This is a genomic window from Minwuia sp. IMCC3060 (genome assembly GCF_029909435.1).
Lineage (GTDB): Bacteria > Pseudomonadota > Alphaproteobacteria > Minwuiales > Minwuiaceae > Minwuia.
The window spans coordinates 38,222-58,430 of the sequence record NZ_CP123782.1; the positions used below are offsets into that span (position 1 = coordinate 38,222).

Sequence of the window (20,209 nt, forward strand, 5' to 3'; positions counted from 1 at the left end):
TTGCGATCAGGGCGAACTGATGACTGACGAGAACAAGAAAGAAGCGGCGGCGGAAGCGGCCAACGATGATGCCAATCCGGATCAGGCCAATCCTGCCGGGACACCGGTGGAGGGCGTGGATTCCGAACAGGCCGACGCGGGCGATCCCGATGTCGGTATCGAGGTCGGATTGCCGGAGGAGGACCAGATCGCGGAACTGACCGCGGAGGTCGCGGCGCTGAAGGACCGGCTGGTCCGCACCTACGCCGATCTGGAGAACACCCGCAAGCGTGCCGAACGTGACCGGCAGGATGCGCTGAAGTTCGGGGCGACCAAGTTCGCCCGCGACATGTGCGAGGTGGCCGACAACCTGCGCCGTGCCCTGTCATCGGTGCCGGAGGATGCCGGGGACGCCAACCTGGTGGCGCTGACCGAAGGGGTGAAGGTGACCCAGGCGGCGCTGTCGCAGATCTTCGAGCGTCATGGCGTGAAGCAGATCGAGGCGCGCGAGCAGAAGTTCGATCCGAACCTGCACGAAGCCATGACGGAGATCGAGATTCCGGGTGCCCCGCCGGGTACCTGTGTCGACGTGATCGAGGAAGGCTATACCCTGAACGGTCGCCTGCTGCGTCCGGCGCGCGTGGTCGTGGCGAAGGGGAATCCGGCTGCGGGGCCGACGGTCGATACATCCGCCTGATTCTCTCCCCCTGCGGACGGATCTGCCGTCCAGCGGGGCGCGAATCCGCGCAGATGCACTTTTTTTCGCGGGAATCGCGGTTGAGACGCTAAAGCGACTGGCCATGTTGACGACACTTTTGCTACAGGCAGGAAACTCAGCGGTGCATGGTGCCCGCGTCATGCCGCGAAGGGCATTTCTCAGGCTTTGAAGTAAGACTTGGCACGGCAGCGTTTCACGTGCCCTGTGGGGAGAGAGCATCTTGGACAACCTCGGACCGACGATCAGCAGCCACGGGCTGGAGAAACAGGGCTTTGGTGGCGTCAGCACGGCGCACTGGAACTATGGCACTGCGGCGCTCTACACCGCGGCGCTTGGTCGGCACGAGGCGCGGATCGGCCGTGGCGGTGCGCTGGTGGTCGAAACCGGTGTGCATACCGGCCGTTCGGCACAGGACAAGTTCATCACGCGGGAGAGCAGCTCCGCCGACAACATCTGGTGGGGTGCGGTGAACAAGGACATCACCGAGGAAACCTTCGACGCGCTGCTGGGCCGGATGCAGGGGTACATGACCGGTCGCGAGGTCTTCGTGCAGGACTGCTGGGCCGGTGCATCGCATGAACATCGTCTTGGCGTCCGGGTGATCACGGAGCGCGCCTGGCACAACCTCTTCGCCCGCAACATGTTCATCCAGCCGACGGCGGACGAACTGGCGGACTTCGCGCCGCAGTTCACCATCGTCCAGGCCCCGAACTTCCGCGCCGACCCGGAGCGTGACGGCACCCGTTCCGACTGTTTCATCTTCGTCAACTTTGCCCGTCGGCTGGTGCTGATCGGTGGCACCCACTATGCGGGCGAGATCAAGAAGTCGGTCTTCTCGATCCTCAACTACCTGCTGCCGGAGCGGTCGATCATGCCGATGCATTGCTCGATCAATGTCGGCGAGAAGGGGGACGCGGCAATCTTCTTCGGCCTGTCCGGCACCGGCAAGACCACCCTGTCGGCTGACCCGAAGCGCATGCTGATCGGCGATGACGAGCATGGCTGGGCCGATGACGGCGTCTTCAATTTCGAAGGCGGCTGCTACGCCAAGGTGATCAACCTGTCGGCGGAGGCTGAACCGGAGATCTACAAGACCACCGGCATGTATGGCACGGTGCTGGAGAACGTGGTGATGGACCCGATGACCGGGGAACTGGACCTGTTCGACAACAGCCTGACCGAGAACACGCGCGCGTCCTATCCCATCGAGTTCATCCCCAACGCCAGCCCGACCGGTGTCGCCGGGCATCCCGACAATGTCGTGATGCTGACGGCAGACGCCTTCGGTGTGCTGCCTCCGATTGCCCGGCTGACACCGGAGCAGGCGATGTACCACTTCCTGTCCGGCTACACCGCCAAGGTCGCAGGCACCGAGAAGGGTCTGGGCAGCGAGCCGCAGGCGACCTTTTCCACCTGCTTCGGCGCGCCGTTCATGCCGCGACACCCCTCCGTCTATGCCAACCTGCTGGGCGCGAAGATCGCGAAGCACGGGGCCGATTGCTGGCTGGTCAACACCGGCTGGACCGGCGGCGTCTATGGCGTTGGCCAGCGCATGCCGATCCGCCACACCCGCGCCCTGCTGAACGCCGCGCTCGACGGCTCGCTGGCCAATGTGCCGACGCGGACCGACCCCAACTTCGGCTTCCAGGTTCCGACATCCTGCCCGGGTGTGCCCGACGAGGTGCTGAACCCGCGCATGACCTGGAGCGATGGCGGTGCCTATGACACCAAGGCGCAGGAACTGGTCGGTCGTTTCAACGACAACTTCACCCAGTTCGAAGCCTATGTAGAAGCGGAGATCCGCGGCGCGGCCCCGGCTGTCGCTGCCTGACGAACCTGACTTCGGTCGAGAGATTGCGGCGCTGGCGGGTTGATCCCGTCAGCGCCGTTTTCGTTGGTGTGGTAGGTCACGCACCGCGCATGCCCATCGCCTGACGTTCCCGCCTACAGCAGCAGCCAGGCTCCCAGGCCGAGGAAGGCGAAGAAGCCGACGATGTCGGTGATGGTGGTCAGGAACACGGCGCTGGAGATCGCCGGATCGACCCCGGCGCGGTCGAGGCCCAGCGGGATCAGGATTCCGGCCAGCCCGGCCACGACCATGTTGATGACCATGGCCGCCGCGATGACCCCGCCCAGGATCGGGTCCTGGAACCAGAGCAGGGTGGCGAGCCCGATGAGGATGGCAAAGGCGATGCCGTTGATGCCGCCCACCACCAGCTCCTTCGAGACCTGGCGCAGCGCGTTCGATGTCGTCAGGTCCTTCGTCGCCAGGGCGCGGACCGCGATGGCCAGGGTCTGCGTTCCGGCATTGCCACCCATGGAGGCGACGATGGGCATCAGCACGGCCAGGGCCACCACGGCCTCGATGGTTGCATCGAACTGGCCGATGACGGCAGAGGCCAGCAGGGCAGTGCCGAGATTGATCAGAAGCCAGGCGAAGCGGCTCTTCGTCGTGCGCAGGATGGAGATGTTCAGGTCGTCCTGGCGCACACCTGCGATCTGGAACAGGTCTTCCTCCGCCTCTTCCTCGACGATCTCGACCACGTCGTCGACCATGACCACGCCGAGCATCCGGCCACTGTCGTCGACGACGGGGGCGGACGTGAGACCATACTGGCGGAACTGGTAGGCGACATCGCCCTCGTCCATGTCCACCGGCAGGCTGATCGGATCGGCATCCATGATGTCGCCGATCCGGATCGGGCGCTTGGTGCGCATGGCGCGGTCCAGCGGCACCCAGCCAATGGGCTTGAAGGCCGCGTCGATGACATAGAGTCCGTAGAACTCGTCAGGCAGGTCCTCCGTGCGGCGCAGGTGATCGATGACCTGACCCATGGACCAGAAGGCGGGGACCGCGACGAAGTCGCGCTGCATCAGGCGACCGGCCGAATCCTCCTCGAAGGACAGGCCTTCTTCCAGCGGTCGGCGCACATCTTCCGCGACCGCGTTCAGTACCGCCCGCTGCTGTTCCTCGCTCAGCGCGTCCAGGACGTAGACGGCATCATCCTCGTCCAGAGTGGAGATCGCCTCCGCCACCCGGCGCGGGCCAAGCATTTCCACCAGCGCGTCACGCACCGGCTCGTCCATCTCAGCCAGCGCTTCCGGTTCCAGACTGTCGCCGACCATCCGGAACAGGGTCTCGCGGCGGTCACGGTCGAACAGCTCGAACAGGTCAGCCTGGTCGGCGGCATGCAGCTCGGCCAGGGCCTCGCGGACCTTCTCCGCGTCGCCGGCGTCCAGCGCCAGCCGGATCTCGCGCACCAGCTCCGGGGTCAGGCCACGGTCGTCCTGGGCGTCGTCACCATCATGGATCTCGTCGTTACGCATACGGGGACGCTCCACAGGGTGTCGGGCAAGGGTGTGCTGGCGGGATAATGGCGCGGTGTGCACCTGCGTTCAAATGTCATGATGCTCCGACCGCATCTTTCTCGCGGTCGGGGGCTTGGCGGTGGCCCAGATGCAGAAAGCCCGCCGCAGTTTCCTGCGACGGGCTTCCGGATCAGTCGGTCGGCTGAAGCGTGATCAGTTCAGCTTCATCTGACCCTTCACTTCCTCGATGCCGTCGAGCATGCGCTTGTGCAGCACGTCCACGACTTCACCCTGGGACTTGGTCACCATCTCGGTCAGCTCACGGACATTGGCAACAGCCTTTTCCATGGCGGTCTTGGCAGCCTCGGTCTGGGCCTCGACGTCAACCTTGGCGCCACCTTCGTTCAGGCTCTTGACGGCCGTCTGGGCCTCTTCGACAGCCTGCTGCGCGATGGTCACCTGGCGCTCGAAGACCGCGCGGAAACCGTCCATGGCCAGCTGATTGGCGGCGGTGACAGCTTCGAAGTTCTTCTGCTGGATCGCCATCATCGACGTGAAGTCAACGTTGGGCATCTTCATCTCGGTCATCATCTTGCCGAAGTCGGCGAAAGGGAAAGCAGCCTTGGTCATTGGTTTCGCTCCTGCAACGTGTTGTTCGGTGCAGCTCTCTCTTTTTGTGCGCTGCAACATGGACCCTATATGCAACCTCGCACCTGCAGCGTCAAGGGTTAATTTTGTGCAGCGCACAATAAATCTTCGGCGGGCAAAAGAAGACCCCGCCGACCCTTTCGGGCCGACGGGGTATCTGTCTGGTTGCCGTTGCCCGACCAGGGTCGGGCGGTACGCGATCAGAAGGAGCGGGAGACCGCGAAGATCACTGTCGCATCCGCACCGACAGCGTTCTGCTCGGTATCAACGTAGGAAACGCTGAAGTCGAAACCGAAGAACGACTTCGACAGGCCGACCGACCAGTCGATGACCGACGTTCCCTGATCGATCATCTGGTAGCCGATGCCGGCGTCCAGCGCGAAGTCAGCGGGCAGCGGGATGCTGACGCCTGCATTGGTATAGAGGGCGTCGCCCGTGCTGCCGAAGAAGTCGGGCGAATAGGCGGTGCCGACGGAGACGGAAGCGATGTCGAAGTCATAGCCGAGGCTCAGGTAACCTTCGAAGAAGTTGAAGTTGAAGCGGTCGGACGCACCCGGATAGGCGTAGTAGATGATGCCAACGTCGTACGAGAGGCCTTCGACCTCATTGGCGAAGCCGCCGTAGAAGTCGGTCTCGAGGTGCGCGTCATTGAACTCCACGTTGGAGCCCCAGACACCGAGATAGACACCGCTGTCATGGCTCCAGTCGAAGCCGCCCTGCAGTGCAGGTTCGCTGTCGGCCTGCGTGAATCCGCGGAAACGATAGTCGGAAACGAAACCCACATTGGCGGAGAATTCGCCGGGAAACTGGAACGAGTCCCCCTCTGAATGGCTGGCGGCGTTGGCTGTTGCCTGAACGCCGAAAAGGGCCGCACCGACAATGCCGGCGGCCAGAAGGGTTTTCTTGAACATTGCGAAACGCACTCCTCATCGCGATACAGACGCCAGACCGGCGTCCCCCGAACGCAGTGCTTCAGCAAGCTTGATACCAATGTGATTGGTTGAGACTTGCGTGTAACTTATTGAAATATATGTGAAATAAATTGGTCATTTTTTGTGCACAATGGGTATTGCACGTGTTACGCGCATATGACTGCCTTGAATTTTTGCACTGCACAAATTTCAGCCACACGATCCGGAGGCTTTCCCCGGCGAAAGCTTCGCTCTACCGCCGCGCTGCCAATTCCGCTAGGATTCCGTTATCAATCAGGCTGATAGGCTTGCTGCCGAACAGTGAAACGGGTCGAGATGGCTGCAGAAACCCTCGAGAATGGTGCGGAGCTACGGCAGTTGCAGCGCGGCATCCAGGCGATGCGCGATGCGCTGGACGAGAAGGACCGCGAGACACGGCGCAAGGTGCAGCAAGCCGAAGTCGCCTCGCAGTCGGAAATCCGCACGCTGAAGAATACCGCCCAGGCGCTGCGGGACGAACTGGAGAACGAACGCAGCCGGAGTGCGCGGCTTGTCCAGGCGGAGAAGCAGGCTGCCTCAGCCGAGATCCAGCAATTGAAGGACACGGCGCAGGCCTTGCGCGACACACTCGAGTCCCAGCGGGTCGAGACCCAGCGGCTGGTGCAGGCGGAGCGGCAGGGGGCCGCCGCCGAGATCCGGGAACTGAAGGAAACCGCGCAGGCCCTGCGTGACAGTATCGAGGCCCAACGGCTGGAGACGCAGCGTCTGGTGCAGGCGGAACGGCAGGGTGCCGCCGCCGAGATCCAGCAACTGAAGGACACGGCGCAGGCCCTGCGTGACACGCTGGAATCGCAGCGGATGGAAACGCAGCGGCTCATCCAGGCTGAGAAACAGGCCGCCGCCGCCGAGATTCAGGAACTGAAGAACACGGCGCAGTCCCTGCGCGACCGGCTGACCGAGCAGATGAACGAGACCCAGCGGCTGGTGCAGGCGGAAAAGCAGGCTGCGGCCGCCGAGATCCAGCAGTTGAAGGATACCGCGCAGGCCCTGCGCGACACGCTGGAGGAACAGCGGGTGGAAACCCAGCGGCTGGTGCAGCAGGAACGCCAGGGCGCGGCGGCGGAGATTCGCGACCTGAAAGCCATGGCGCAATCGCTGCGTGACGAGATGGATGAAGCCAAGGTCGCCGCCGATGCCGCCGTGCAGCGGGTGAAGCGCGAAATGGCCGCTGAGAACCGCCAATTGCATGATACAGTGCAGGCGCTGCGCGACGAGATGGATGAAATGCGAGCCGTACAGCGTGAGAACATGCAGGAAAGCAAGCGTCTGCAGGTGAATGAACTGAACCAGTTGCGGACGACCATCCAGAAGCTGCGTGATCGGCTGGAGGAGAAGCAGCATGTATGACAGCCCGGCCAAAAGCCCCATGAAGGCGGCGGGCGGCAAGAACGACGGCATGTCCCAGTCGGAGCATCTGCGCCACCTGCAGATGCTGCTCGACGTTTCACGCCAGGTCGCGGCGCTGGACACCCTCGATGCTGTTCTGGACACCCTGATCACTGTCGCCGTGAAGGAAACGCGCGCCGAACGCGGCACCCTCTTCCTCCACGACAGTTCCACGGGGGAGCTTTATTCGCGGGTGGCACAAGGCATCCGCACGCATGAGATCCGCATTCTGGACAATGCCGGCATCGCGGGCGCCGTATTCCATTCCGGCGAGGGCGAGATCGTCCACAAGGCCTATGAAGACGAACGCTTCAATGCGGATGTGGACAAGGAAACCGGCTTCGTCACCCAGTCGATCCTCTGCGCGCCGGTGAAGAACGCCAAGGGGGACATCATCGGTGTCGCCCAGGTGCTGAACAAGGCGGAGGGCGAATTTTCCGACCTCGACATGGCGGTGCTGGAGGGCATGACCACCCAGTGCGCCATCACCCTGCAGTCGATGCAGCTGGTCGAGCGGATGGAGAGCACCCGCAAGCGCGAGATCGAATTCCTGAATGTCGTCTCCGACATGACCTCGGAACTGGAACTGACGCGGCTGCTGCAGCGGGTGATGTCCGAAGCGACCCGGATGCTGGATGCCGAACGCTCCACCCTGTTCATCAATGACGAGAAGACCAACGAACTCTTCAGCCATGTGGGCGAGGGACTGGATTCGGTGGAGATCCGTCTCCCGAACCACCTGGGCATCGCCGGAGCGGTGTTCGTGTCCGGTGACACGGTCAACATTCCCTATGCCTACGCCGACCTGCGCTTCAACCCGGGCTTCGACAAGCAGACCGGCTTCTTCACCCGGTCGATCCTCTGCGTGCCGGTGGTCAACAAGGCCGGCAAGGTCATCGGTGTCACCCAGGCGCTGAACAAGCGCGGTGGCCCTTTCTCCGACGAGGACGAGAGCCGCCTGAAGGCCTTCACCGCCCAGATCGCCATCGGTCTGGAGAACGCCAAGCTGTTCGGCGACATCCAGGCGATGAAGAACTACAACGAGAGCATGCTGCAATCCATGTCGAACGGTGTCGTCACCTTCGATGAGGATCGTGAGGCCAAGACCTGCAATGCAGCCGGTGCGCGAATCATGCGCACGCTGGCCAAGGACGTGATCGGGCAGAAGGCGGCCGATGTCTTCGGGGAGGCCAACGCCTGGCTGCTGGAGAAGATCGAGCGGGTGGAGGAGAGCCGCGAAGGCGATACCTCGGTCGATGCGGAACTGGCGTTCGGGGACGAGAAGGTCTCCGCCAACGTCAATGTGCTGCCGCTGACCTCCGGTGACGGCAAGCCCCTCGGCACCCTGATCATGATGGAGGATATCTCCAACGAGAAGCGGGTGAAGTCCACCCTGTCGCGCTACATGGATCCCGGCCTGGCCGACCAGATGCTGGCCGGGGGCAATCAGGAGGAGATCCTGGGCGGCAAGGACACCGTCGCCACCGTCCTCTTCTCCGACGTGCGCGGCTTCACGACGATCACCGAATCGCTGGGGGCCCAGGGCACGGTCGCGCTGCTGAACGACTATTTCGAACTGATGGTGGACTGCATCTCCGAACAGGGCGGCATGCTCGACAAGTTCATCGGCGACGCCATCATGGCCGCCTTCGGCATCCCGGTGCCGCACGAGGATGACGAGGACCGGGGCCTGCGCGCCGGCATCAACATGATCTCGCGCCTGTGGGAATGGAACGTGGAGCGCAAGAAGCGCGGCGACATGGAAGTGGACATGGGGCTGGGCCTCAACACCGGCTCCATCGTCGCCGGCAACATCGGCTCCAAGAAGCGCATGGACTACACCATGATCGGCGACGGCGTGAACCTCGCCGCCCGTCTGGAAAGCGCCTGCAAGCAGTACAATGCCCGCATCCTGCTGTCGGAATACACGGTTGCGAAGCTGAAGGGCGTCTATCGCCTGCGCGACATCGACAAGGTGGTGGTGAAGGGCAAGACCCAGCCGGTGGGCGTCTTCGAATGCCTCGACTATCACAACGACCAGTCGTTCCCGAACCTGATGGATGCCCTCGGCAACTTCAACGAGGGCGTGAAGCGCTACCGTCATCAGGAATGGGACAAGGCCGTCAGCTATTTCGAGGAAGCGCTGAAGGCGAACGACTCCGACAAGCTGGCCAATACCTACATCGAGCGCTGTGCGCTGATGAAGGAGAACCCGCCGGGCGACGACTGGGACGGCGTCTGGATCATGACCAGCAAGTAGGCATCGCCCGTCCCCTTCCCGGTCACGGCAAGCGGCGGCGCCTGAAGAACGGTCGCGCGAACAGCGATGGCGGCAGGTTGATCATGGCGACCCCCAGGATTGCCGCGATCAGGCCGAAACCGACGGTCAGCGACATTGTCTCCCCCAGGAAGATCATGCCCAGACCGACCCCGATCCCGGCGCGCAGATAGGCCTGGCTGGCGGTGCCGAGACTGCCCAGCGTGCGCAGCAGCCGGAAATAGAGCAGCAGCGCGATGCCGGTGCAGAACAGCCCCAGCATCCCTGCCGCCGCCATTGCCTGGGGGGAGGGGCGCAGGTCCCAGGGCCGGTCGATCAGCAGGCTGAGCGGCACCAGCACCGCGCTGGCCCAGAGCATGGTCCCGGCGGCGGTGACCGGTGCGCTCAGATGTCCGAACCGGCGCTGGCCGTAGATCGCCGCCACGCCATAGAGCACCGCACCGGCAACGGCTGCGAGCTGCCCCGCAACCTGCTGCCCCAGGCCCTGCAGCGCATCGACACCGATGATCAGGGCAACGCCGAGGATGCCCAGCATCGCGCCGCCAAGCCGGATCAGGCTGGTCGATTCGTGGCGCGTGAACAGCACCGTCATCAGGAAGACGAAGATGGGGGAGGTGGAGTTCAGGACGCTGGCGAGCGCGCTGTCCACATATTGCTGCCCCCAGGCGACCAGCAGCCAGGCCCCGATGCTGTTGAAGAAGGACTGCACCAGCAGGCGCCGCCAGGTCAGCGGATCGCGGGGCAGCCTTTCCCGCCGCACGGTGATCACCACCATCAGGAAGGCGGCGGCAATGGAGACGCGGACGGCGATCAGGGTGATCGGCGGAATCTCGGTCACCGCCACCTTCAGGAACAGGTAGGACGATCCCCACAGTGTCGCCAGCAGGGCAAGGCACAGCAGTTCGGTCGTCAGGCGCGGGGCAGGTCGGATCACGATGCGGACTCCGGCAGGAACGGGACTCTCAGGCTAGGGCAGGCATGCCTGGAAATGCTTCGACAAGGGCCGAACTGTCGGGGCACACCTGCCCCATTGTCGTCATACACGGCGGGCAGCATGATGCGCAGATGATTTGATGGAGTACGAGCAATGCGTCCACGTCCCCGGTCCGTCCCCGGCCTGAACCTGCGTCTGCTGGCCTTGCTGACAGGCCTGCTGCTGGCTGCCGCCGCACCGGCATCCGCCTTCTGCGGCTACTATGTCGCGAAAGGCGGCAGCGACCTGTTCAACAAGGCGTCCAAGGTCGTGCTGGCGCGCAATCTGGACCGGACGGTGATCACCATGGCCAATGACTACCGGGGTGACCCGTCGGAGTTTGCCATTGTCATCCCGACGCCGTCGGTACTGGGCCGGGACCAGATCAATGTGGCGGAACCGGCGCTGGTCGACCATCTGGATGCCTTCACCGCGCCGCGCCTGGTCGAGTATTTCGATGAGGATCCCTGCCTGCAGCGCCGGTTCAGGGCGCTGGCCATGCAGTCGGCACGGGTCGAGGATGCAGAGGGTGCGGCGGCGCGCAACAAGGCCCTGGGCGTGACGGTGGAGGCGGAATATACCGTCGGCGAATATGACATCCAGATCCTGTCGGCGGAACAGTCCGGCGGGCTTGGCACCTGGCTGCGGGAGAATGGCTACGGCGTGTCGGAGGCCGCGGACAAGGTGCTGGGCGACTATATCGCCATGGGCATGAAGTTCTTCGTGGCCAAGGTCAATCTCGGGGAGAAGGCGCGCTCCGGCCGCAGCTATCTGCGTCCGCTGCAGATCGCGTTCGAGAGTCCGGACTTCATGCTGCCGATCCGCATGGGCATGCTGAATGCTGACGGGCAGCAGGAACTGTTCGTCTTCACGGTGACCCAGGGGGGGCGGGTGGAGACGGCCAACTATCGCACCGTGAAGATGCCGAGCGGCGACGAACTGCCGGTGCATGTGCGGGAGAAATTCGGCGACGTCTACACGGCGCTGTTCGCGGAACAGGTGCGCCGTGAACCCGGCGTGGCATTCCTGGAATATGCCTGGAACATGAGCTGGTGCGATCCCTGCGCCGCCGACCCGCTGTCGCGCGCCGAACTGCGCACGCTGGGCGCCTGGTGGGTGGCCCCCGATGTCACCCCGACGCCTTTGCCCGGCACGGTGCCGCAGCCGCGCCCCGGCACCCGCATCATGCCCCGGCCCGGTCCCGGGCCGGTGGATGCCTTCGTCACCCGTCTGCATCTGCGCTATGACGCGACCAGCCATCCGCATGATCTCATGTTCCGCCTGACGGACAATGCGGAGAACTTCCAGACCCGCTATGTCATCCGTCATCCCTGGAACGGGGAGGCCACCTGCCCGGCGGCGGACCTCTATCGCCAGACCCTGCCGCACCGCATGGAGCAGGAGGCACAACGGCTGGCCAGCCTCACCGGCTGGCCGATCGACGGGATCCGCGACCAGATGTCGATCCCGGAAAAGCCCGCCACGAAGTGGTGGAACGATATCTGGCAGCGGGCCGAATAGCGTGCGAGTTGCCTGACAGCGCTGTTTCGCTGCTGCACTTTCCGCTGTAGACCAGCCGCATGTACGCAATTCCCTTTCCCACCATCGACCCGGTGCTGGTCGAGTTCGGGCCGGTGGCCATCCGCTGGTATGCGCTGGCCTATGTCGCGGGACTGATCCTCGGCTGGCGGCTGGCGATGCAACTGGCTGCCCGACCCGATTCTCCGCTGACCCGCGATGATGCGGATGCCTTTCTGGCCTGGGCCACGCTGGGGGTCCTGCTCGGTGGGCGGCTGGGCTATGTCCTGTTCTACCGCCCGGGCTATTTCCTCGAGAACCTGTCAGAGATTCCGCAGGTCTGGACCGGCGGCATGTCGTTCCATGGCGGGCTGCTGGGGGTCATCGTGGCGGCGCTGCTGTTCTGTCGCGCGCGCGGCCTGTCACGGCTGGCCTTCGGTGACATGCTGGGGGCGGTGGCGCCCGTCGGCCTGTTCTTTGGCCGTATCGCCAACTTCATCAACGGGGAACTCTGGGGCCGTCCCGGTGACGTGCCCTGGGCCATGGTGTTTCCCCGTGCCGATGACCAGCCCCGCCACCCGAGCCAGCTCTACGAGGCGCTGCTGGAGGGACTGGTGCTGTTCATCGTGGCGCAGGTCCTGATCCGCCGGTTCCATGCGCTGGAACGGCCCGGCCTGGTGATGGGCACCTTCATCGCCGGATACGGCCTGGCCCGGTTCATCGTCGAGTTCTTCCGGCAGTGGGATGCGGGGCTGGAGCCCCTGTTCGGTCTGCTGTCGCGCGGGCAGCAGCTTTCCCTTCCCATGATCCTGATCGGCCTCTACTTCGTCTGGCAGGCGACACGGCAGTCCGGGGGGGCACGTTCATGAGCACGGCGCTGGAAGAGGCACTGATCGCGGAGATCACGGCGGACGGGCCGCTGCCGCTCGACCGTTTCATGCGGCGTGCCCTGTTCGATCCTGCCCATGGCTACTACACGACATCGGAGCCGTTCGGCGTCGCCGGGGACTTCATCACCGCGCCGGAGATCAGCCAGATGTTCGGTGAGCTGCTCGGGCTCTGGGCAGCGGACATGTGGCAACGCATGGGCGCGCCGGAGAATATCGTGCTGGCGGAGATCGGACCGGGGCGCGGCACCCTGATGGCCGATGCGCTCAGGGCCATTCGCCGCGCCGCGCCGCAGATGCTGGCCACCGGAACGGTCTGCCTGGTGGAGGCCAGCCCGCGCCTGCAGGCGGTGCAGGCGGAGCGGCTGGCCGGGCATCAGATCAGTTTCGCCGACCGTGTGGGCAAGCTGCCCGACGGTCCGCTGCTGCTGATCGGCAACGAACTGCTGGACGCCCTGCCGATCCGGCAGATCACCATGCAGGACGGTGAACTGAAGGAGCGTTGCGTCGGCGTCAGCGATGGCAGGCTCGTCTTTGTGGATGAGCCCCTGGTCTTCGAAGCGCCGGAAGACATGCCAGTGCTGAAGGACGCGGAGACCTTCGAGGTCTCGGAGGAGGGGCGGCGGCTGGTGGAGGCCATCGGCACCCGGCTGGCGGTTCAGGGCGGCGCAGCCCTGTTCATCGACTACGGCCATGGCGAGACGGCGGCCGGGGATACCCTGCAGGCCGTGCGCCGCCACGCGTTTCACCCGATCCTCGCCGACATCGGCAGTGCCGATCTGACAGCGCATGTGGACTTTGCGGCCATGGCCCGCGCCGCGATTCATGGCGGTGCCAAGGCCTTCGGTCCGATCAGCCAGCGCGACCTGCTGCGGCGGCTGGGCGTGGAGCCGAGACTGGCGCAACTGGTGGCAAAGGCCGATCCACCGACCCGGGATGCGCTGGTCGGCGCCTATCACCGGCTGACGGACCCGGACCGGATGGGTACGCTGTTCAAGGCGCTCTGCCTGACATCCCCGAACATGGACACCCCGACAGCCTATGTGCCTGACGACGCTTTCCAGCCCTGACCTGACCGGTCTGCCCGGCATCGCGCATGGTTTCTTCACCCGCAAGGGCGGGGTTTCCCGGAAGATTCACGCCGGCCTGAACTGTGGTCCCGGATCCACCGACGATCCGATGGCGGTCACCATCAACCGCGATCTGGTGCGCCGCCATATCGGTGCGCGGCACCTGCTGACCGTGCATCAGCATCACAGCCCGGACGTGGTGACGGTGACCGGCCGCTTCGACGGGCCACGGCCGAAGGCGGATGCGATGGTGACCCGGATGCCGGGTCTGGCGCTGGGCGTGCTGTCCGCCGACTGCGGGCCGCTGCTGTTCGCGGATGCCGAGGCACAGGTCGTCGGGGCCGCCCATTCCGGCTGGAAGGGTGCGCTGGACGGGGTCCTGGAGGCAACGGTGACGGCGATGGAGGTGCTCGGCGCCCGCCGCGACAGGATCAGCGTGACGCTCGGTCCGACCCTGGCGCAGGCGTCCTACGAGGTCGGGCCGGAGTTCCGCGACCGCTTCCTGGCGATGGACGTGGAGAATGCGCGGTATTTCCGCCAGCCCGATGATGCACCGCGACCGTTCTTCGATCTGCCGGGGTTCATCCGCCGCCGGGCGGAGGTGGCGGGCGTGGCGCGCTTCCATGATCTGGCGCGTGACACATATCCGGAACATGAACTGTTCTACAGTTACCGCCGATCCGTGCATCGGGGTGAGCCCGACTATGGCCGCCTGATCAGCGCCATCATGCTGAAGGAGACCTGAGACATGCCCCTGCATTTTGCCGCCGAGGAGATGGCTGACCGCCGCGACCGCGCCTGCGCCGTGCTGCGGAAGCAGGGGATGGATGCCCTGCTGATGTTCCGGCAGGAGAGCATGTACTACCTGACCGGTTACGACACCTTCGGCTATGTCTTCTTCCAGTGTCTGGTCCTGACGGCGGACGGGCGCACCGCGCTGCTGACCCGTGCGCCGGACCTGCGCCAGGCCCGGCATACGTCCGACATTGCCGACATCCGGGTCTGGGAAGACCGCGAAGGCGTGAATCCTGCCGACAGCCTGTGCGAGATGATGGCGGACCTGGGGCTGGACGGTGCCCGCGTCGGGGTCGAACTGGACGCCTATGGTCTGACCGGACACAACCTGCGCCGCCTGGATCGCGCGCTGGAGGGGTTCTGCGCCATGTCCGACGCGTCGCTGCTGGTGAGCCGGCTGCGGCTGGTCAAGAGTGCGGCGGAGATCGACTATGTCCGGCGGGCAGCGGAACTGGGCGATGACGCCTGGGACGCGGGCATTGCCGAGACCCGCGCGGGCGCGTTCGAGGGCGATATCCTGGCCGCGATGCAGGGGGCCGTGTTTCGCGGCGATGGCGACTATTCCGGCAACGAATTCATCATCGGCTCCGGCGAGGGCGCGCTGCTCTGCCGCTATTTCACCGGACGGCGCACTCTGGATGTGGAGGATCAGCTGACCCTGGAATGGGCAGGTGCCTACCGGCGCTACCACGCCGCGCTGATGCGGACCGTGCCCATAGGGGCGCCCCGTCCGGCCCATACCGACATGCATGCCCGTGCCGTCGATGCCCTGCTGGCCTGCGAGGCCGCGCTGAAACCGGGATCGACCATGGGGGATGTCTTCGCGGCCCACGCCCGGGTCTTCGATGACGCCGGTCTGACGGCACACCGGATGAACGCCTGTGGCTATTGTCTTGGCACCACCTTCGCGCCGAACTGGATGGACTGGCCGATGTTCTATGCGGACAATCCGGTGGAGATCGCGTCGGGGATGGTGTTCTTCCTGCACATGATCCTGATGGACAGCGACAGCGGCACGGCGATGACCCTGGGCCGGACATCGCTGGTGACCGCGAACGGGTCGGAGGTGCTGAGCCGCCTGCCGCTCGACCTTGTAACCCGATAGGACAAGGCGCGATGCCCTGGCTGATCATGATGATCTTCTTCTTCCTGCTGGTCTCGATGGCGAGCTGTGTCCTTTTCTGAGTCCATCGGACATCGGTCCGCAGCCCTTCTGCTGCTCCTGACGGTGCTGGTGGCGGCATGCGGGCAGGTGCCGCAGCCCTTTCGGCCATCGGGGCAGAAGACGGCAGTGGTCGCCCGCGCCCCCGGCCCGAGCATCGCGCTGGTCGTACTGCCGCTTCAGGGCAAGGAAGCGGGGCCTCTGGATGCGCTGACCAAGCGGGTGGTGATCGAATTGCAGAAGGCGGAGATCGCCGCGACGACCGCGCGTATCCCGAATCGCTATCAGCTCGCGGGCGAGGTTCAGCGGCTGCGGGGGAACGGGGCGGACACGACGCTGGCGTTCCGCTGGACCCTGCTGGATCCAACCGGTGCGGCGACGGATGGTCTGGACCACGTGGAGCGGGTGGTGGCGGCGGACTGGACGGCGGCCCGTCCCATCGCGATCCGGGACCTGGCCGTGACAGTGGCGGCGCATCTGGTGCGCCTGGTGAACGGGGACCTGCCCGTGGCCGAGGCCGTGCCGCCCCCGGCGCGGATCGCGCTGGCCGGCATCTCCGGCGCGCCGGGTGACGGCAACCGGGTGCTGGACACAGCCATCAGGGCGGCGCTGGCGAAGCAGGGGCTGACGCTGGGACCGACCTCCGACGCGACCCGCGCCACGCTGGAACTGCATGTCGTGGTCGCCCCGGCTGACGGGACCAGTGACCGGGTGACATTGCTCTGGCTGGTGCGGGATGCCACAGGGCGGGAGCGGGGACGGCTGGAGCAGCAGAATACCGTACCTGCCGGCCGTCTGAACCGCCGCTGGGGCGATATTGCGGACCTGGCTGCCGGCGCGGCGGCCCCGGACCTGGCACGTATCCTGGAGGCACTGGCCGCCGACCGGGGGTGACAGCAGTCCCGCCATGTCAGAATTCTGTCATGGCTGATGGACAGTTCCGGGGCGGACTGATAAACGTCCCGCTTCCGCCACCGCCCGCTTTGCCACAGATTGACGAACAGCCCCATGAAGGTTCTCGCCGGGAACAGCAACCCTGCCCTGGCCGCCCAGATTGCCGATTATCTGGGCGTCCGTCTGACGAATGCATCCGTGAAGCGTTTTGCGGATGAGGAAGTGTATGTGGAGATCCACGAGAACGTGCGGGGGGAGGACGCCTTCGTCGTTCAGTCCACGTCGTTCCCGGCCAACGATCACCTGATGGAACTGCTGATCTGCATCGACGCGCTGCGTCGGGCCTCGGCGCGCCGCATCACTGCTGTCCTGCCCTACTTCGGGTACGCCCGGCAGGACCGGAAACCGGGGCCGCGGACACCGATTTCCGCCAGGCTGGTGGCGAACCTGATCGAGAAGGCGGGTGCGGACAGGGTTCTGACCGTCGATCTTCACGCCGGACAGATCCAGGGCTTCTTCGATATCCCGACCGACAACCTCTATGGCGGACCTGCGCTGGTCAGCGACATCAAGGATAATCTGGGCGACCGGGACCTGATGGTGGTTTCGCCGGATGTGGGCGGTGTGGTTCGCGCGCGCTACTTCGCCAAGCGCCTTGACGCGGACCTCGCCATCGTGGATAAGCGCCGCGAACAGGCGGGTGTGTCTGAAGTGATGAACGTCATCGGCGATGTTGACGGGCGTCACTGCATTCTTGTTGACGACATCGTCGACAGTGCGGGCACGCTCTGCAACGCGGCGACAGCATTGCTCGAACGGGGTGCCCTGTCGGTGTCCGCCTATGTGTCTCACGGCGTACTGTCGGGCGGCGCGGTCAAGCGTGTGTCCGACTCGTCGCTTGAGTCGCTGGTGGTGACTGACTCGATCCGGGCAACGGACGAGGTCGAGAACGAGCCGAAGATCCGGCAGGTTCCGATCGGGTCCCTGCTGGCGGAGGCGATCAAGCGCATCTCCACCGAGACCTCGGTGTCGAGCCTGTTTGACTGAATTTGTGCAGGCCACGGCCTGCAGACCAGGGAATGAAGCGGTTGCGGGCAAGGGCCCCTGACCGGCATGGCGCAACGGCACCGGCGAGATGCCAAGGGCCAGGCGCTACAAGGAGTTGAGACGATGTCGGATACGGATGTGATCGAAGTCAGCGCACGTGAACGCACGACAACCGGAGGCGTAAGGGCGCTTCGGAAGTCGGGCATGGTTCCGGGTGTCGTCTATGGCAATGACCGCGAACCGGCCCTGGTGGCCGTGGACCGTCGTGTCGTGGTCAAGGAACTCAACCGCGGTGGCTTCATGGGCCGCGTGTACGAGCTTGAGCTGAATGGCCGCAAGCAGCGTTGCCTGCCGCGCGACGTGCAGCTTCATCCGGTCAGCGATGATCCGATGCACGTTGATTTCCTGCGTCTGGCGGATGACGCCAAGATCGCGGTCATGGTGCCGGTGCACTTCGCGAACGAGGAATCGAGCGCAGGCCTGAAGCGCGGCGGTGTGCTGAACATCGTCCGCCATGAGGTCGAGCTGCTCTGCCCCAACGACCATATCCCCGAGTTCATCGAGATCGATCTCGCGGGCACGGACATCGGTGACTCGCTGAAGATCAGCGACGTCAAGCTGCCGGGCGATGTGGAAGCGACGATCACGGATCGTGACTTCACGATCGCGACGATCACCGGTTCCTCGGCTGTCGTGGACGAAGCTGCGGAAGCCGAGGCCGAGGCTGAAGACGGTGATGAGGAAGAAGCCGGCGCGGACGAGGAAAAGGCGGAGGATTGATCGCCGCCTCCGCAGGGAGGTTTCGACATGCGTCTCTTCGTTGGTCTCGGCAATCCCGGCGCACGCTATGCCGGGAATCGCCACAATATCGGTTTCATGGCCATCACCCGGCTGGCCGAGGTGCACCGCGCCTCTCCCTGGCGCAGCAAGTTCCAGGGAGACGTGGCGGAAGTTCGCCTCGGCTCCGACAAGCTCATCCTGCTGCGCCCGACCACCTACATGAACGAGTCCGGCCGGTCGGTGCAGGAAGCGGCCCGCTTCTTCCAGCTCGGTCTTGACCGGATCACCGTGTTTCATGACGAGCTGGATCTGGCTTTCGGCAGGGTGCGGGTGAAGGTCGGCGGCGGTCATGCCGGCAACAATGGCATCCGCTCCATCGCCGGGCACATGGGGCCGGACTTCCAGCGGGTCCGGCTGGGGATCGGCCATCCGGGCCACAAGGATCTGGTGAGCCACTATGTGCTTTCGGATTTCAGCAAGGCGGAACGGGCCTATGTCGATGACCTGGTCGATGCGGTTGCCGGCGCGGCCCCAAAGCTCTGTGCCGGAGACCCGCCGGGATTCCTGAACGAGGTGGCGCTGAAGTGTCCGGCGCCAAAGCCTGAAAAATCGCCTGAGTGAGGAGGAACCGCAGATGGGTTTCAAATGCGGGATCGTCGGTCTGCCCAACGTCGGCAAGTCCACCCTTTTCAACGCCCTGACGCAGACCGCGTCGGCCCAGGCGGCGAACTATCCGTTCTGCACCATCGAGCCGAACCTCGGTCAGGTCGGGGTGCCGGATCCGCGCCTGTCGAAGCTGGCCGAACTGGCCGGTTCGAAGGAACTGATTCCGACCCAGCTCACCTTCGTGGACATTGCCGGGCTGGTGCGCGGCGCCTCCAAGGGGGAAGGGCTGGGCAACCAGTTCCTCAGCCACATCCGCGAAGTGGACGCCATCGTCCATGTGCTGCGCTGCTTCGAGGATGATGACATCACCCATGTGGACGGGCGCATCGATCCGGTGGCGGATGCGGAAACGGTCGAGACCGAACTGATGATCGCCGACCTGGACAGCCTGGAGAAGCGCTACACACCGCTGGAGAAGCGCTTCCGCTCCGGCGACAAGTCGCTGAAGGCCGATGTGGAACTGATGGCAGGGGCGCTGGAGCTGCTGCGGGATGGCAAGCCGGCGCGGATGCTGGATGTGCATGATGACGACCGGCCGCGCTTCCGGGCGCTGCAGCTGCTGACGTCGAAACCGATCCTCTATGTCTGCAACGTGGCAGAGGCCGATGCCGGAACCGGCAACGAACATACGGCCCGGGTCGAGGCGATGGCCACGGCGCAGGGGGCCGGATCACTGGTTGTCTCCGCCCGGATCGAGGAGGAGATTGCCCAGCTGACCGACCGGGAGGAACGGGAGATGTTCCTGTCCGAGATCGGCCTGGAGCATGCCGGTCTGGACCGCATCATCCGCGCCGGATACGACCTGCTGGGCCTGCTGACCTTCTTCACCGTCGGCCCGAAGGAAGCCCGTGCCTGGACCGTGAAGTCAGGCGCCCTGGCACCCCAGGCCGCCGGTGTGATCCACACGGATTTCGAGAAGGGCTTCATCCGCGCCGAGACCACCGCCTATGACGACTACGTCACCCTGGGCGGTGAACAGGCCGCCAAGGACGCTGGCAAGATGCGCCTGGAAGGGCGCGACTACACCGTGCGCGACGGGGATGTGCTGCACTTCCGCTTCAATACCTGAGGCCGGACCAGCGGATTTCGCTGTCCTTGCTCCCCCCCGGTCGCGTCGGTATTGTGCAG

At 64.9% G+C, this 20,209-nt stretch carries 18 protein-coding genes; 14 read left to right on the plus strand and 4 right to left on the minus strand.

All coding sequences use genetic code 11. The features are described from left to right. The first annotated feature begins 19 nt into the window (after nt 1-19). Together grpE and QGV54_RS00205 are read left to right on the plus strand one after the other, a co-directional pair. A complete protein-coding gene (gene grpE, locus QGV54_RS00200) occupies nt 20-676 on the plus strand; it encodes a nucleotide exchange factor GrpE (protein WP_281018901.1) in 657 nt (218 codons plus the stop codon). A gap of 241 nt (nt 677-917) precedes the next feature. Continuing rightward, entirely contained in the window at nt 918-2,528 is a 1,611-nt protein-coding gene (locus QGV54_RS00205) for a phosphoenolpyruvate carboxykinase (protein ID WP_281018900.1), read from the plus strand. Between the two features lie 113 nt (nt 2,529-2,641). On the opposite strand, the gene mgtE is transcribed toward QGV54_RS00205, so the two are convergent. From mgtE to QGV54_RS00220, 3 genes are all read right to left on the minus strand, one after another. Next, nucleotides 2,642-4,024: a magnesium transporter gene (gene mgtE / locus QGV54_RS00210; RefSeq protein ID WP_281018899.1), complete on the minus strand. Its 1,383-nt coding sequence runs from the start codon at nt 4,022-4,024 to the stop codon at nt 2,642-2,644. A gap of 195 nt (nt 4,025-4,219) precedes the next feature. Further along, the gene (locus QGV54_RS00215; protein ID WP_281018898.1) at nt 4,220-4,636 is read right to left on the minus strand and encodes a phasin family protein; all 417 of its coding nucleotides are present in this window, start codon (nt 4,634-4,636) and stop codon (nt 4,220-4,222) included. 218 nt (nt 4,637-4,854) lie between these two features. Further along, complete coding sequence (locus QGV54_RS00220; RefSeq protein ID WP_281018897.1) at nt 4,855-5,565, minus strand: TorF family putative porin; 711 nt, start codon at nt 5,563-5,565, stop codon at nt 4,855-4,857. 336 nt (nt 5,566-5,901) lie between these two features. Between QGV54_RS00220 and QGV54_RS00225 the strand changes: the two genes are divergently transcribed. Both QGV54_RS00225 and QGV54_RS00230 read left to right on the plus strand, forming a co-directional pair. Beyond that, on the plus strand, nt 5,902-6,972 hold the full coding sequence (locus QGV54_RS00225) for a hypothetical protein (RefSeq protein WP_281018896.1): 1,071 nt from the start codon (nt 5,902-5,904) through the stop codon (nt 6,970-6,972). Continuing rightward, entirely contained in the window at nt 6,965-9,271 is a 2,307-nt protein-coding gene (locus QGV54_RS00230) for an adenylate/guanylate cyclase domain-containing protein (RefSeq protein ID WP_281018895.1), read from the plus strand. The genes QGV54_RS00225 and QGV54_RS00230 overlap by 8 nt, the downstream gene beginning before the upstream one ends. A 22-nt stretch (nt 9,272-9,293) precedes the next feature. Here the strand turns inward: QGV54_RS00230 and QGV54_RS00235 are convergent, their stop codons facing one another. Beyond that, nucleotides 9,294-10,223 (minus strand): EamA family transporter, encoded by a 930-nt coding sequence (locus QGV54_RS00235; RefSeq protein ID WP_281018894.1) that lies wholly within the window; start codon nt 10,221-10,223, stop codon nt 9,294-9,296. Between the two features lie 153 nt (nt 10,224-10,376). Between QGV54_RS00235 and QGV54_RS00240 the strand changes: the two genes are divergently transcribed. The 10 genes from QGV54_RS00240 (at nt 10,377) to ychF (ending at nt 20,150) form a co-directional block, all read left to right on the plus strand. After that, nucleotides 10,377-11,783 (plus strand): DUF2330 domain-containing protein, encoded by a 1,407-nt coding sequence (locus QGV54_RS00240; RefSeq protein ID WP_281018893.1) that lies wholly within the window; start codon nt 10,377-10,379, stop codon nt 11,781-11,783. 59 nt (nt 11,784-11,842) lie between these two features. Next, nucleotides 11,843-12,649, plus strand: coding sequence for a prolipoprotein diacylglyceryl transferase (gene lgt / locus QGV54_RS00245; RefSeq protein ID WP_281018892.1), 807 nt, complete (start codon nt 11,843-11,845; stop codon nt 12,647-12,649). Beyond that, nucleotides 12,646-13,737 (plus strand): SAM-dependent methyltransferase, encoded by a 1,092-nt coding sequence (locus QGV54_RS00250; RefSeq protein ID WP_281018891.1) that lies wholly within the window; start codon nt 12,646-12,648, stop codon nt 13,735-13,737. Before lgt ends, QGV54_RS00250 begins: the two co-directional genes overlap by 4 nt. Continuing rightward, nucleotides 13,709-14,482, plus strand: a complete 774-nt coding sequence (pgeF, locus tag QGV54_RS00255) for a peptidoglycan editing factor PgeF (RefSeq protein ID WP_281018890.1) — start codon at nt 13,709-13,711, stop codon at nt 14,480-14,482. Before QGV54_RS00250 ends, pgeF begins: the two co-directional genes overlap by 29 nt. A gap of 3 nt (nt 14,483-14,485) precedes the next feature. Further along, complete coding sequence (locus QGV54_RS00260; RefSeq protein ID WP_281018889.1) at nt 14,486-15,637, plus strand: Xaa-Pro peptidase family protein; 1,152 nt, start codon at nt 14,486-14,488, stop codon at nt 15,635-15,637. Between the two features lie 186 nt (nt 15,638-15,823). Beyond that, nucleotides 15,824-16,588, plus strand: coding sequence for a hypothetical protein (locus QGV54_RS00265; protein ID WP_281018888.1), 765 nt, complete (start codon nt 15,824-15,826; stop codon nt 16,586-16,588). Nucleotides 16,589-16,702: 114 nt separating this feature from the next. Beyond that, nucleotides 16,703-17,635 carry a ribose-phosphate pyrophosphokinase gene (locus tag QGV54_RS00270; RefSeq protein ID WP_281018887.1) on the plus strand — a complete coding sequence of 311 codons (933 nt, stop codon included), beginning with the start codon at nt 16,703-16,705 and terminating at the stop codon, nt 17,633-17,635. A gap of 123 nt (nt 17,636-17,758) precedes the next feature. After that, on the plus strand, nt 17,759-18,415 hold the full coding sequence (locus QGV54_RS00275; RefSeq protein WP_281018886.1) for a 50S ribosomal protein L25/general stress protein Ctc: 657 nt from the start codon (nt 17,759-17,761) through the stop codon (nt 18,413-18,415). A 27-nt stretch (nt 18,416-18,442) separates the two neighbouring features. Beyond that, the gene (gene pth / locus QGV54_RS00280) at nt 18,443-19,036 is read left to right on the plus strand and encodes an aminoacyl-tRNA hydrolase (protein WP_281018885.1); all 594 of its coding nucleotides are present in this window, start codon (nt 18,443-18,445) and stop codon (nt 19,034-19,036) included. 13 nt (nt 19,037-19,049) lie between these two features. Beyond that, the gene (gene ychF, locus QGV54_RS00285) at nt 19,050-20,150 is read left to right on the plus strand and encodes a redox-regulated ATPase YchF (protein WP_281018884.1); all 1,101 of its coding nucleotides are present in this window, start codon (nt 19,050-19,052) and stop codon (nt 20,148-20,150) included. Nucleotides 20,151-20,209: the final 59 nt, after the last annotated feature.

Excerpts from the sequence above, each read along its gene's own strand:
- grpE (WP_281018901.1), top strand. The coding sequence starts at position 20 with ATGACTGACGAGAACAAGAAAGAAGCGGCGGCGGAAGCGGCCAACGAT.
- mgtE (WP_281018899.1), bottom strand. The coding sequence starts at position 4,024 with ATGCGTAACGACGAGATCCATGATGGTGACGACGCCCAGGACGACCGT.
- QGV54_RS00215 (WP_281018898.1), bottom strand. The coding sequence starts at position 4,636 with ATGACCAAGGCTGCTTTCCCTTTCGCCGACTTCGGCAAGATGATGACC.
- QGV54_RS00220 (WP_281018897.1), bottom strand. The coding sequence starts at position 5,565 with ATGTTCAAGAAAACCCTTCTGGCCGCCGGCATTGTCGGTGCGGCCCTT.
- QGV54_RS00225 (WP_281018896.1), top strand. The coding sequence starts at position 5,902 with ATGGCTGCAGAAACCCTCGAGAATGGTGCGGAGCTACGGCAGTTGCAG.
- QGV54_RS00230 (WP_281018895.1), top strand. The coding sequence starts at position 6,965 with ATGTATGACAGCCCGGCCAAAAGCCCCATGAAGGCGGCGGGCGGCAAG.
- QGV54_RS00240 (WP_281018893.1), top strand. The coding sequence starts at position 10,377 with ATGCGTCCACGTCCCCGGTCCGTCCCCGGCCTGAACCTGCGTCTGCTG.
- lgt (WP_281018892.1), top strand. The coding sequence starts at position 11,843 with ATGTACGCAATTCCCTTTCCCACCATCGACCCGGTGCTGGTCGAGTTC.
- QGV54_RS00250 (WP_281018891.1), top strand. The coding sequence starts at position 12,646 with ATGAGCACGGCGCTGGAAGAGGCACTGATCGCGGAGATCACGGCGGAC.
- pgeF (WP_281018890.1), top strand. The coding sequence starts at position 13,709 with ATGTGCCTGACGACGCTTTCCAGCCCTGACCTGACCGGTCTGCCCGGC.
- QGV54_RS00260 (WP_281018889.1), top strand. The coding sequence starts at position 14,486 with ATGCCCCTGCATTTTGCCGCCGAGGAGATGGCTGACCGCCGCGACCGC.
- QGV54_RS00270 (WP_281018887.1), top strand. The coding sequence starts at position 16,703 with ATGAAGGTTCTCGCCGGGAACAGCAACCCTGCCCTGGCCGCCCAGATT.
- QGV54_RS00275 (WP_281018886.1), top strand. The coding sequence starts at position 17,759 with ATGTCGGATACGGATGTGATCGAAGTCAGCGCACGTGAACGCACGACA.
- pth (WP_281018885.1), top strand. The coding sequence starts at position 18,443 with ATGCGTCTCTTCGTTGGTCTCGGCAATCCCGGCGCACGCTATGCCGGG.
- ychF (WP_281018884.1), top strand. The coding sequence starts at position 19,050 with ATGGGTTTCAAATGCGGGATCGTCGGTCTGCCCAACGTCGGCAAGTCC.